At 40.3% G+C, this 13,713-nt stretch carries 11 protein-coding genes; 2 read left to right on the top strand and 9 right to left on the bottom strand.

Annotation, left to right across the window (positions count from 1 at the left end; genetic code table 11):
* Nucleotides 1–146: 146 nt before the first annotated feature.
* Both MKZ02_RS01585 and MKZ02_RS01590 read right to left on the bottom strand, forming a co-directional pair.
* Complete coding sequence (locus MKZ02_RS01585; RefSeq protein ID WP_340851537.1) at nucleotides 147–1,139, bottom strand: ABC transporter substrate-binding protein; 993 nt, start codon at nucleotides 1,137–1,139, stop codon at nucleotides 147–149.
* 208 nt (nucleotides 1,140–1,347) lie between these two features.
* On the bottom strand, nucleotides 1,348–2,157 hold the full coding sequence (locus MKZ02_RS01590) for a helix-turn-helix domain-containing protein (protein WP_120035905.1): 810 nt from the start codon (nucleotides 2,155–2,157) through the stop codon (nucleotides 1,348–1,350).
* An 87-nt stretch (nucleotides 2,158–2,244) separates the two neighbouring features.
* On the opposite strand from MKZ02_RS01590, the gene MKZ02_RS01595 reads away from it, so the two are divergent.
* Nucleotides 2,245–3,006, top strand: a complete 762-nt coding sequence (locus MKZ02_RS01595; protein ID WP_340851538.1) for an alpha/beta hydrolase — start codon at nucleotides 2,245–2,247, stop codon at nucleotides 3,004–3,006.
* Between the two features lie 372 nt (nucleotides 3,007–3,378).
* Here MKZ02_RS01595 and MKZ02_RS01600 read toward each other — a convergent pair whose 3' ends face one another.
* Entirely contained in the window at nucleotides 3,379–3,804 is a 426-nt protein-coding gene (locus MKZ02_RS01600; RefSeq protein WP_340851539.1) for a VOC family protein, read from the bottom strand.
* A gap of 310 nt (nucleotides 3,805–4,114) precedes the next feature.
* Complete coding sequence (locus MKZ02_RS01605; RefSeq protein ID WP_340851540.1) at nucleotides 4,115–5,509, bottom strand: pyridoxal phosphate-dependent decarboxylase family protein; 1,395 nt, start codon at nucleotides 5,507–5,509, stop codon at nucleotides 4,115–4,117.
* Nucleotides 5,510–5,616: 107 nt separating this feature from the next.
* Here MKZ02_RS01605 and pdxR point away from each other — a divergent pair, with 107 nt between their 5' ends.
* A complete protein-coding gene (gene pdxR / locus MKZ02_RS01610) occupies nucleotides 5,617–7,068 on the top strand; it encodes a MocR-like pyridoxine biosynthesis transcription factor PdxR (protein ID WP_340851541.1) in 1,452 nt (483 codons plus the stop codon).
* 131 nt (nucleotides 7,069–7,199) lie between these two features.
* Here pdxR and nhaC read toward each other — a convergent pair whose 3' ends face one another.
* The 5 genes from nhaC to MKZ02_RS01635 form a co-directional block, all read right to left on the bottom strand.
* Nucleotides 7,200–8,618, bottom strand: coding sequence for a Na+/H+ antiporter NhaC (gene nhaC, locus MKZ02_RS01615; protein WP_340851542.1), 1,419 nt, complete (start codon nucleotides 8,616–8,618; stop codon nucleotides 7,200–7,202).
* Between the two features lie 48 nt (nucleotides 8,619–8,666).
* Nucleotides 8,667–10,034, bottom strand: coding sequence for an aspartate aminotransferase family protein (locus MKZ02_RS01620; protein WP_340851543.1), 1,368 nt, complete (start codon nucleotides 10,032–10,034; stop codon nucleotides 8,667–8,669).
* Between the two features lie 293 nt (nucleotides 10,035–10,327).
* The gene (locus tag MKZ02_RS01625) at nucleotides 10,328–12,100 is read right to left on the bottom strand and encodes a sigma-54 interaction domain-containing protein (RefSeq protein WP_340851545.1); all 1,773 of its coding nucleotides are present in this window, start codon (nucleotides 12,098–12,100) and stop codon (nucleotides 10,328–10,330) included.
* A gap of 291 nt (nucleotides 12,101–12,391) precedes the next feature.
* A complete protein-coding gene (locus tag MKZ02_RS01630; protein WP_340851547.1) occupies nucleotides 12,392–12,778 on the bottom strand; it encodes a hypothetical protein in 387 nt (128 codons plus the stop codon).
* 242 nt (nucleotides 12,779–13,020) lie between these two features.
* Nucleotides 13,021–13,620: a TetR/AcrR family transcriptional regulator gene (locus MKZ02_RS01635; protein WP_120035900.1), complete on the bottom strand. Its 600-nt coding sequence runs from the start codon at nucleotides 13,618–13,620 to the stop codon at nucleotides 13,021–13,023.
* Nucleotides 13,621–13,713 lie beyond the last annotated feature (93 nt).

A 13,713-nucleotide genomic window follows, 5' to 3' on the forward strand; every position in this document is an offset into this window, starting at 1 on the left:
AAGGTTCTTTTGGCAGATTGCTTCAATTTTGACACCTTTTCTCTATAAAGTGAAACTACTGTCTCTTCCCCTCTTACTTATACACTTTCGTTGCCCTCGCTCTATTAAAGCGGAGGTCTGAGAGACAGTTTGAGTAGGACAACCCTTTATTTCACTAGTTTCTCCACTGCTGCATCTAAAAACTTAACTTTTGACCATGCTGTACCGCCTTGTGCAAGTGGATCAATAACATTTACATGAACATCTCCATTTTTAGCTGCTTTTAAATTGGTGAAAATAGGATTTTTTTGCAAATCCTTTAAAGCGCTTGGTGCATCCGCGTTTTCAGATTTTTCAAATTGAAGGAAGATGATATCCGGATTGATTTTCGATAATGTTTCAAGCGTTAATTCCTGTTGCGCTTTAGCAGCTGTTAATGTTTCTGGCACTTTCAAGCCTAAGTCTTCATATAACACCGGATTCAAATAAACGCCTGCAGGATAAATATTCATTAATCCCCCACGAACACGAATAATTAATACTTCTTTATCTGCTGCTGAATTGCCTAACTCAGCTTTCGCTTTTGCCGCTTTCGTATCATAATCTGAAATGACTTTTTCTGCTTCTGCTGTTTTTCCTGTTAATTGTCCAAACGCCAATAAATTATCTTTCCAATTGGTTGAAATATGTGAATAAGGTAAAGTTGTTGCTATCTTATTCATTTTTGCCATGACCTCTTCATTCCACTTGGAAGTCCCGATGATGGCATCTGGATCAAGTGAAAGAATCGCTTCTGCATTTGGTGAAAATTTGTCACCAATTAATGCTGCTCCTTTTAATTCTTTTGCTAAGTAACCTGGAACTTCACCAGCGATCTCTAGTACACCTACTGGCTTAACCCCCAAGACTGCCGCATCCTCCATCGCTTCAAGGCTTGCCGCTACGATATTCTCAGCTGGATTTGGGAATGTATATTCATCACCTAAATAGCTAATTTTTGTTTCCTTTGCTTGTTCTTCAGATGTAGAAGCCGTATTCTTGCCATCCGCTTCAACTGCTTCTGTTTTGGCACCTGATTCACTTGCTCCTTCTGTCGATCCACATGCTGCAAGAGATATTGCTAAAAGTGCCGCACCTCCTAATAACCAATGCTTTTTCATATGGTTAACCCCCCTAATTGATATTGATTATCATTACTATTTATAGATGAATTTTATCAAATAGCTATGGGGAATTGAATGGACAAATTTCCAGAAAACATGGACATTTGCCTGTTTGTTGAAGATGAAGAAGCGATAACGAAAATAGTGTCATTATATAGAAACGGCCTTACATAAGAACAAATTATAGTGAAATATGGACTTTTTTCTATTGCTTTCTGTAAATAGAAGGCGGCATTTTAGTAAGTTTTTTGAATACCCGGCTAAAGTAAAAGCTGTCCGGATAGCCGACCACTTCTGCAATATCAGCAATTGGCAAATTACTTGTTCTTAAAAGCTCCTTTGCACGCCTAATTCTGTATTCTGTAATGTATTGTATCGGTGTTAAGCCAGTCAGCTGTTCAAACAAATAAGAAAATTTTCTTCTTTCCATGCCAAATTGTTGAGCAAGTTCACTGACACATAGTTCTTTAGCATAATAAAGCTGAATATATTCAAGTGCAGCCAAAATAGGATCCATTTTATTTTCATAGCACTCATTTCTTGCTGACAGCAATATCACTTCCAATAAATTCATAAATACATTTTGCACTTTAAATTTGGATATATTATCTGGTTTTATCTGTTGTTGCAGAAGATAGTGTACAAGTTGCTGAATTTTTGCTGAACCATCAATAGAAATCAAAAAATGGTGGTTCAGCATTTCTTTATAAGCCGGTGTTGTCTCGATAATCCTATAATGGATCACTGCATACTCCCACTCGTTTTCAAACGTTTTAATTTCAATATCCATCCTCGATCCTGCATGAACTATTGTACGCTGATTCATTCTATATGCCGTGCCATTAAGGGAAAAACAGGAAGAACCTTTAATTGGAATAATCATCCCACAAACCCCCGGGGCAGTCTTTCTACCGGTATCCGTTCTCGAAGCATCCAGCCTGCTTATAAAGACATCCACAAATTGTATAGATGAGTGGGCAAAGTATTCAATGATTTGATTGATTGTCAATTCCATCTCTTCACTTCCCATATTGACTATTTAAATGAAAATGATTATCATTCTCTTTATTATAACAATCAACAGGAAATGAGGGTAGTATCTATGAGCCATAGTCAATTGACTTCTAAATACACCAATAAAACATATGACATCGAGATATACATTCCGGAGACAGAACTGCCTAGTGAAGGGTTGCCTATTTACTATGTATTAGACGGGCTGTATTATTTTTCATTTGTCCGCGATGTTGTACGTATTCAACAATTAAATCGAGGGAAAACAGGTGTCAATCCTGCTATTGTTATCGGTATTTGCCATCAAAAAGAAGAAATGCGAGAACAGCGCTTTATCGACTTTACGGCACCAGCTAAACATGTAATTATGCCCGAGCGTGCAAAAGGGAAACTGCCAAGTGGTTATGGTGGAGCTGAACGATTCTTTAAGTTTATTGAATTGGAATTAAAACCTTATATTGAGCAACACTACTCTGTGAACCGCCAAGCTCAATATCTATTTGGTCATTCACTTGGTGGTTACTTTGCTTTATGGTGCTTATACACAAACCCGCGGGCATTTAAAAATTATATCGCGATTAGCCCATCTGTATGGTGGAATAGCGAGGAACTGCTAAACATGGCTCACCTTTTGGTTGAAAACGGAGCAAGCCATGGGAAACATCATGTATTTATCGCAGCCGGTGAACATGAAGGTTTTATGGTAGAGGATGCAAACAGAATCAGGGCTTTACTAAATGAACATCATTTAAGCACAGAACTTTATATAGCTCCTGATGAAAATCATGCTTCTGTCGTGCCAACGGTAGTAAGCCGTGCCGTTCGCTTTTGCTCGAGAAATGAAAAATAAAAAAGACCCTTAACATAAATAGATGGCAGAAAGCAGATGTAACACGCTAAAGTGTCTCAATATGAAACAGCCTCATGTCTCAATATTAGAATGAGACATGAGGCTATTTTCGTTGCTCCGTTAAAGCACCCTTTAATTGCATACTATGACTTCATTAATCAACTTTATAGTAAGCTTAACTTTTTAAGAAAAAGAAAACGGCCGATTACAGTGCTGCAAACAAAGCCGGATTATTACATTCTGTATGTACGATCACATGATGAGTTTTATAGGGGAATGCCCGGTTCCGTCATGCTATCTTTACTGGTAATAAACATATTAAAAGCCAATGACACAAGGCAGATACTAAATAGTAGCATGACTAGAATTAATTTACTGCTGACCTTCAGTGAAAATTTGAAAGTTTACACCAAATTTATCTATAACACTGCCGTAAGCCGGGCTAAAAAAAGTTTCTTGTAAAGGCATAGTCACTTGACCGTCCTGCTGTAATGCCTCATACATTTGTTTTGCTTCTTCTGGATTGTCGGTCGAAATACAGATGGTTACCTGATTTCCAGTCTGATGAGATTGACCAGGAAACGTATCAGAAAACATAAGTAATGTTTCCCCCACCTTTGCTGTCGCGTGCATTACGCGGCCTTTTGCTTCTTCGGGTAAAGGAAAGTCCGGATTTTCTGGGCCTTCTCCAAAAGATTGCATATGAAGAACCTCTGCCCCTAAAGCTTTTTCATAAAAATGGATGGCTTCCTTGGCATTTCCATTCATCACTAAGTAAGGAATTAACTGCACTGTCACTATCATCAGCTCCTACAATCATAATATTTTTTCTATTTGGCCTGCTTCTTGTTGTTATCTTGATTATACAATACAGAACAAACGTTCGCAACTATCTTTTGTATTTTTTACATGATTTATAATAAAGAGGCTACATCAACCTCTAAAGATATTTTAAAGAGGTTATTATATGATTTTAGGAACCCTAATAGTATTGATTCAAGCCTTAAAGGAAAGGTTGATCATTTTCTTAGACTCTCGGATAAAGAAAATACATAAGTAGACTGGAAAAATTACATTCAACCCTTTCTCTATTCAACTAAGCCTCCAGCTATTTGATGGATCGAATGGTTGATCGCAATGCTTCCCATATAATCTCTACATCCTTTTCCTCTGTGCGCCAATTGCTGAAAGCAGCGCGGATTGCAGGAACACCACTATAGATAGTGGGCGTCATAAATACTTTTCCTTGCTGATTTAAGGCAGCAAGAAATTGATTGTTCATTTCAGCAGTGATGGATTCTTCGTTTAAAGAAAAGCAAACAACGTTTAATCTTACAGGTGATAATAATTTGAACTCCTGGCTGTTATTTATTTTGTCTCCTAGCTGTTTAGCCAGTTTAACATTTTGCTCAACGAGATTTTGGTAACCGCTTTTACCGTATGCCTTTAGCGTAAACCATGCTGGCAAGGCACGGAATCTTCGGGAGTTTTCGGGTGTAAGATCAAAAAACTCCGGGTTTTCAATCGAACCGCCAAGATAAGCAGCATTATTTTGAAACACTTCTGCTTGAAGTGGCTTATGACGAGTAAATTGCATCGCAGAGTCATAGGGAACGTTCAGCCATTTATGCGCATCAATGGTAATAGAATCCGCATGATTCATTCCTTTTACTAATTCCCTATACATAGGAGAACAAGCGGCAAAACCACCAAAGGCTGCATCAATGTGCAACCAAAAGCGGTAGTGCTTTTTAAGCTTCCCAATAGCATCTAAATCATCATAGTCTACCGTGTTAACTGTTCCGGCATTGGCCACAACAATACATGGTTCACTTTTATGCTGTTCAAGAAATTCAGTTAACTTTTCAATATTGATCGCCTCGCGATTTTCCTGACAAGGTATTAAATGAATCGATTTTCTTCCTATGCCGAGCATGGAAGTTGCTTTAAAAACACTTGAGTGCGGGGCACCGCTCAGAATTTTAACCGGAGGAATATCGTACAGGCCTTCCATGGAGGTGTCTTTTCCATAGTGATGAGCAATCCATTGCCTTGCTTGAGCAAGACCTGCGAAATTTGCCATAGTTGCCCCGCTTAGGAAGGTGCCACTGTACTCATGGCTTAAATGAAATAATTCCTTTAGCATATCAATCGTTTCCAATTCAATGAACCCGGCAATTGAATCTTGTGAGCCAGCTACATTTTGATCGTAGACACTAACTAACCAATCTCCTACAATAGATGCCGGTGTAGAGCCCCCTGTAACGAAACCTAAATACCTTGAACCAACACTTCCGCTTAAGCCTTTAGCGTAGTGTTGAGTGAAATATTTAAGGGCTGCACTTGCACCCATACCTAATTCAGATAGTTCATTTTTGGGCATTTCATAGTATGGAATCGATACACATCTATCTTCAAGGCCCTGATAAAAATTGGTTACATGCTGTACGACTTCTGCTACTATCTGTTCAAACTCTTTTTGATCTTGATGCATGACATTCATCCTCTGCTCTCTCCTCTTTTAACCATTTTTTCTTGCCTTTCACTATTTTTACGATATATAGTGATATGCATAACAGTCAACGAACGAATATAACAGTAGGAGGAAACATGAAAATCAAGCTTAACCGCCAATCAGATCAATCTTTAATTCATCAGATCTCGAACATTCTAGCGGAGAAAATTCGTTCAGGTTTTTTAGAAGAAGGCAGCCAATTGCCTTCAATTCGGAAATTTTCAAAAGAAAATCAAGTTAGCCTCGTTACAGTAAGCAAGGCTTATAGCCTCTTAGAGAGAAATGGATACATTCATTTAATGCATGGCAAGGGGGCTTTTGTTCGGAAGACAGAAAAGAGGAAAACAAGGAAAAGCGAGAGTTATGATTGGCAGCTAGCCATTCCAGATTATATTCAGCGTTCACAGTACATGTTAAACTCGAGACCGGAAAATGCGCTTAAACTATCCAGTGCCATTATACACCCCGGATTACTGCCCTCCACTTATTTAATAAAAGAAATAAACCAAGTGTTGCAGGACGATCCACAAATTGTAGCCCGATACGGTCCCATTCAAGGAGATGACGAAGTTCGAGAGGTCATAAAAAAATATTTACAGCTATATTGTAAGCTTCAAACAACAAGCTCAGAAATCATCATTACCAGCGGTGTGCAGCAAGGAATCGACCTAGTGGCAAGAACTTTTATCGGTCCTGGAGACATGGTGATTACAGAGGCTCCTACCTATACGGCAGCACTGGATGTTTTTCGAAATCGAGGAGCGCATATTATTCCTATTCCTGTGGACGAAGAAGGCATGCAGACAGATATTTTAGCTTCTTTTTGTTTAGCTAAAAAACCAAAAGTGGTGTATACCATTCCTACATTTCACAACCCAACAGGTACGGTTTTAAGTGAAAATAGAAGAAGAGATTTACTAGAACTGGCCCAGAGGAACGGCTTTCTTATTGTAGAGGACGACTCATGGAATGAAATCTATTTTGATGATACCCCACCGCCACCCACTATTAAATCTCTGGATACCAGCGGTCATGTGATTTATTTAAAAGGGTTTAGCAAAGCTTTAGCACCCAGTTGCAGAATTGGTGTAATGGTTTCAAACGGGACCGTTCACCAGCGATTGCTAACAGCGAAATCTTGTACGGACCTGGGCAGCCCGCTTTTAACACAAAAAGCGCTGATTCCATTTTTAAGCTCAAACAGAATGAATACACATTTGGAAAAGCTGCGTATTGCGCTTGAACTAAGAAGAGACCAAACGATTGCCTTGTTAGAAAAACATGCACCTGAAGGGGTTACATGGATTATACCTAAAGGAGGCCTGAACATTTGGGTATCTTTGCCCGGCAGTGGAAATACAGATGAACTGCTTCTAAAAGCACAACAGTCCAATCTTTCATTTTTGCCCAGTTCTGCCTGTTATCCAAGTGAACCACAGTATAACCATTTGAGAATTAGTTACTCTTATCTAGAGAATCAACAGCTGGAACAAGGGATTATCGAGCTTTGTATGGTTATGAAATGGTATCTTAATGAAACCATATGAACACTAGGGGCTAATCCCTTTTATAGTGAAATAAAAACTTAAGATTGAACTCTGTGCCACTTTTTCTATTGGTCAAGAAAGGGCTATCCGAAAAGCCACAAAACTGACTTCCCCGATAGCCCCTTCCATGATCATTTGGCGTAAGGCATTTCCGCTTCCTCTGTTTCATCCTTTGGAAGGTATTCAATTTTCAGATTAAAAAAGCCGTAAATCATCGCTATAATTGGGCTAAGGAAACAGAAAAAAGCAAACGGTGCATAGGAAAAGGAATGCACGCCCAATGTGGCAAACATAAAGGCACCGCACGTATTCCATGGAATCAGCGGTGAAGTCACTGCTCCTCCATCTTCAATCGTTCGTGACAGGTTCTTAATATGCAGCCCTCTTCTTTTATACTCTGAAGCATACATCCGTGCCGGAAAAATCATGGCGAGATAGGCATCACAGGCCAGTATGTTCGTTATCACGCTCGTGCCCACGGTGGTTGCGATCAGATGTCCTGTAGATTTGACCATCTTAACCAGAGATTCTACAATCGTCTCCAACGTCCTAGTCACTTCAAGGATGCCCCCATAGGCCATGGCAATCATGATCAAAGAAATCGTCCAAAACATCGATTCAATTCCACCATTATTCAATAGGCTGTCGAGGATTTCCACGCCGGTTTCCGCTTCATTTCCGTAATATAACGTATTTAAGGCCGTTGTCCAGGATGCCCCCTGCACCATTACTGTACACACTGTCCCCATAAGACTTCCAATCACAAGACCCGGGATAGCAGGGATTTTCAGAGTAAGCAATACAATGACAATTAGCGGAACAAGCAGAAGCCAAGGTGAAATGACAAATATGTCATCAAGCTGAGACTGCAAAACCATTACCTGGTCAGGAGACCCTTGCGGCGTCAGTGTAAAGCCCATGATAGTATAAATAATAAGCGCAATCGTAATAGCCGGAACTGTTGTGTACAGCAAATGCCGGATATGTTCAAAGAGATTTAATCCGGTGATTCCCGCAGCCAGATTGGTCATCTCAGACATGGGTGATATTTTATCCCCAAAATAGCACCCGGATATAACAGCACCCGCTGCCATTGCTGTACTGATACCAAAGCCTTCTGCCATACCCATGATCGCGATTCCAATTGTTCCTGCAGAAGTCCAGGCATTTCCGGAAGACACCGATACTACCATGCAAATAAGACAGGCAGCCACTAGGAAATAAGTCGGTGACAATAACTTCAAACCATAATAAATCATGGAGGCCACGACACCGCCTGCTGTCCAGGAGCCAATCAAAGCTCCGATGACCATTAAAATTATAATCGCCTGAATAGGCAGCACAACGGTTTTCAACATTCCCTTTTCAATGTCTTTCCAAGAGTAACCCAAACTCAATCCCAAGACTGTGGCTACAATCGCACTGGCCAAGAGAGGAATTTGCGGATCAAGTTTCAGGAAAAATAAACCAACCAAAAGAGATATCATCATAAACACAATGGGTATAAGCGCAATCAGTAAATTCGGCGTTCTTGGCCTCTTAGTTGTCATTGTTGCTCCCCCTTTCATCCCCGTTTAAAAAGAGCTGATTGCGAATAATTAAACCTGCACTACAGCATGTTCAAGCAGTGATTCTACACTTTCGCGGAAAATCTGTGTATGGTAATCAACATCCGATTCCTTCGTCTGGGAAGAAATAAGAGCCATATTATGAAAAGGAGTCATAAGTATACCGCGGTTCAATGCATAAAGGTGCATGTATCGGTCAAGCTCAAAATCCACAGCCGCTGCCGCTTCCCCGCCATTTTTCGGTGCAGTTTCACGGAACCAGTATTCTGTACGACATCCAAGGCGCTTGACGATCCAAGAAAGCTGTTTCTCTTTAATCACCGATTCGACTCCGTCCGAGAACCGCTCGGCAAGGGCAATATTTCGCTCATAAAATTCATCCGTAAGCACATGTTCCATCGTCGCTCTCATTGCCGCCATGGATAAGGCGTTTCCTGCAAGCGTCCCTCCAATGCCGCCTGTATCAGAATCCTCCAGACTGATCAACCCCTTCATACGCTGTGCCACCTCTTCGCTGAACCCGTAGACCGCTGTCGGTATCCCTGAACCGATCGCTTTTCCGACGGTCAGCATATCCGGCTCCAAACCATGGGCTCCCGTATAACCGCCAGGGCCAGCACTCATGGTGTGGGTTTCATCATAAATAAGCAATGTGCCTGTACGTTTGGTAATCTCCCTTAAAGCCTCCAAAAAGCCCGGTTCAGGGTGGATGATTCCAATATTCGTCATCACCGGCTCAGCCAGGACACAAGCTACATCTCCCGGCGCAAGCGCCTTCTCCAAAGCTTCAATATCATTGAATTCCACTACTTTTGTCGTTTCTGTCGGGTCCACCTGCGGACCAATGTTCCCGCTGCGGCTGGAAAGCTTGCCATTTTCTAAAGTGACGAAAGATTCATCGACCGTCCCATGGTAACAATAATTAAACACCAGGACGTATTTGCGCTTTGTAATATGGCGTGCCAATCTTAACGAAAAGCGGTTAGCATCCGTAGCGGAAATCGCCACCTGCCAATAAGGAAGGCCGAAGCGCTTCTTTAGCTCTTTTCCTACCCAGATGGCATCCTCTGTCGGAAGCATGAAGGTGACACCGTTTTGGATCCGCTCTGTAATTGCCGGCACTGCTCCCTCCGGCGCATGTCCAGTCATTGATCCTGTGTCTCCCAGGCAAAAGTCGATAAATTCATTTCCGTCTACATCTTTAAAATAGGCCCCTGCTGCTTCTTTTACAAAAATCGGATAACTTCCGGCCCACTTCACCATCCAATTCATTGGTACGCCATCAATATAATTCGACTTGGCTTGCTCAAATAACGCCTTGGACGTTGGATGCTTCTTCTCAAATAGCTCCAATTCTTTTTCAAGCAGCTGCGCCAATCTCTCCCTGTTGATTTCCATGTGTTTCATCCTCCTGCATTTTGTTGTCAATATCTATATAGCAGTTTTCATGCCAATTGATTTAGAAAAACGGAAGTCCCCTGTTCATCGATATACAAACCGCTCCGAAAATACAGAAAATATTTTTTGGAGGTTGGATCAAACAGAAAGATTCTATAAAATTATTATTTAAAATTTGTCAATGCTGACAAACGGAGGAATATGATTAACAAAATAAAAAACAAAAAAACGGGCGAAACGCCCGCAAATGCCTAAATTGTCAATATTGACAATTTAATTGTTACATTTGACAACTATTTAACGATGCCCAGCTCTCTTATTCTTCTGTACAATGTGGACTCGCTTATGCCCAGCATGGCTGCAACCTTTCTTTTATCCTGGACAGAGTAACCGTTTTCTTGTAAATGCTTCGTTATGATCTGTTTCTCATATGCCTCTAGCTGCTTCTTTAACGAAGTGCTCTCCAGCCCTTTGTGAGAGCGTAAAATTCTCCCAGGTATACTTTGTTTGGAAATCAAATCATTCGTTTCAATATTCACCGCATACTCCACGGCATTCTCTAATTCTCTTATATTCCCCGGCCATTGATAAGAAACCAGCAGCTCCATCGCTTCCTGTTCAAAGCCTCTAATCTGCTTGCCTATCAAATCATTATATTTTTGCAGGGCATGGTGGAGTAACAATGGGATGTCCTCCTTTCGCTCAAATAAGGATGGAATTTTAATCGGAATAACATTCAAACGAAAATAAAGATCCTCCCGAAACTCTCCATCCTGCATCATCTGCTCTAAGTCTCTGTTTGTTGCTGCGATGACTCGTACATCAACGGGGAGAACTCTTGTTCCTCCCACTCGCTCAATCTCTCTGTGCTGCAGTACATGAAGCAATTTCACTTGCAGATGAAGAGACATGTCCCCAATCTCATCCAGGAATATCGTTCCTTCATGAGCCAGCTCGAACTTTCCGACCTTGCCGGATTTGTTTGCCCCGGTAAAGGCACCGCCCTCATAGCCAAAAAGCTCGCTTTCCAGCAGTGTATCAGGTATCGCCGCACAATTTACCATGATCAGCGATTTATTTTTCCTCGGGCTGGCGTAGTGAATCGCTTTCGCCAAAAGTCCTTTCCCTGTCCCGCTTGCACCCGTAATCAGCACAGTAGAATTGCTCGGAGCGATTTTTTTAGCTTGCCGCTTCAGCTCTTTCACTTTATTGCTTGTTCCCAGGATTTCTTGAAAAGAATAATATTCTTTATTTTCTGTTATTTCATAAACCATCTTGCGAACATCGGCAATATCACGGAAATACACAACAGCTCCAGTCACTTGTTTGCCATCTTCCTCTGTTCTGTTGAAAATAAGATTAACAGTCGTAAAAAAATGCATGGCCTTGGATTTGCTCGACTTCCCTTTGTAAAATTCCTCCCGGTCAGCGTATCCCTCTCCTGTTTGCAGTGCGGTTAAAACGGGAGAATCAGGCCAAACCGTATGTAAATGCTGGCCAATGAGTTTGTCCCTATTCATATTGATCAGCTGTTCTGCTGAATGATTGCATAGGGTGATCACTCCCTGCTTGTCCACGACAACAATTCCGTCGCGGCTTGTTTCCACAATAATTTTAAGCTCATCGGATATTTTTGATTCTGCTATTTTACTTGAAAGTAAATCGGCCATCCTTCTTAAAAAAACAAGCAAATTATCTTTATTATGCAGCATCACCATCTGTTGCTCTTTTGCAAAGGCGACCATGCCGATTAAACCGACAATTTGCCGATCCAGTTTAATCGGGCAGCATACTTCAGCCAATTCATTTTCAACCGCATGGTAAAACGGATTGCTTTGTGCATCCTCCACAATATATTCTGTACCTTTCTTCAAAATATGGCTGTAAATATAACCGGAGTCTAAATTTCCTTCTTCCTCCATTTGCCCTACCTTTTCTTCATATCGACCTGTGCCTGCCACAATTCTCAACTTTTCGTCGATAATTTCAACTTCCATGCCAATCGCCGCTGTAATAGCCTCTGCAATCTCTTGGACAGTATGTTGTATTGCTCTTAAATGAGACATCCCCCTCAAACCCATCCTTTGCTTTTCTCCCATTATACTTTAGTTTTTTCATTCATTTGAATGGTCCAAAGTAAAAAGAGACAAAAATGCCCTCCTTTAGTTGAAGAAGGACAAATCAAAATCCTGTATTCAGTAAAGAACACAGGATTTGAACGATCTTTATTTTAAATCCATAGCAAACTTTATGTAGCTTGGGAATACATTCTTTTATAAAAAAGTTCGATCATTTCTATAATCCTTATCCCATTAAAGCGCCTGATTACGGGATCTATGCTGTCTTTTTTACGCCTTCTATTTTACACTCTTCATGCTCTGTAAAGTTCTCATGTATCCAAGTGACAGCAAAAGAACGCCCGTATATATAACTATACTACCCATAGAGTATAAAGCCGGTAATTTGTTACTGATTGGAGGGTAACCACTATGAGCATTGTAATGCCATTCTGCACCTTCAAATCCTGCATGAATACTGATTAACACAAATACGAATAACACCAAGGCTAAAACAGCCTTTTTATGAAAGACCATTTTAACTAAGTTCTCCTTAAAAATGGAGGAAAAAGATATTTGACCTTGATAACGATCTTTCGATTGTTCTTGTTTTGAAAATGGAACCAAAAAGAAAATCAAAAGCCCACTATAAATCAGCAACAGGACTACAAACTCGGAAAAACTCATGTGAACAACCTCCCTTATCTTTTAATTTTCTTGCTTTCGCCTCTAAATAACATTCATTAATTCGGACTGATTATAGAATAAAAATCCGCCAATACTAAATCTTTGATCAATCTTTTTTATAACTTATCCAACCTTATTATGAAAAGTCAGACTTTTTTTAAAATCAATCTTTATTATCGGGGTCCAGTTAAGAAAGTGCGGACTTACAACGTTAAGCCCATTTTCCTGACTGTACTCCAGCTCTAAAAAGGGTTGTCAACGTATGGCCCTTTTATTGCAATGCTCATTAATTGTGTTGCCATATATTTTGGCGTATAAGGCATGTCCTTTTCTAACCACCATACAATCACCCCTAGAAAAGCAGCCGCAAAGTACCTCACAGCGATCTCCCGTGGTACAGTAAGCATCTGATCATCCGGCTGCATAATATTCATTCCCTTCGAAATAAAATCGACGAGGACTTCCATCAAACAGGAAGTAAAGTGGGGCATGTTTTTTTCGGTTAGAAAGACTTTATATAATTCACCATTTAAAGAAATCTGTTCAAATAGATTGATGAAATTTTCATTCGGTTGATCGTTTAAAAAGTCAAATTCTTCTTTTCCACCAAAAGACGAGTTAATACTCTCAGTTAAATCATTTAATATTTCCTCTGAACTTTGATATAGAAGATCAAGTTTGTCACGATAATGCAGATAGAAGGTAGCACGATTTAAAGTAGCGCGGTTTGTAATATCTTGAACTGTAATCTTCTCATATCCTCGCTCGCGGATTAATTCTACGAGTGCATCTCTCAACATTCGTCGGGTTCTTACAACTCGCGGGTCCATTTTTTTCGACATTTTTAATCTCCTTGTATTACTTTTTCTAATTTAACAACACTAATTAATAAACTGTCGATTAAGCAACTGTTCTATAAACTATGTTAATTGCTC

The organism is Pseudobacillus sp. FSL P4-0506, from assembly GCF_038003025.1.
Classification (GTDB): domain Bacteria; phylum Bacillota; class Bacilli; order Bacillales; family Domibacillaceae; genus Pseudobacillus.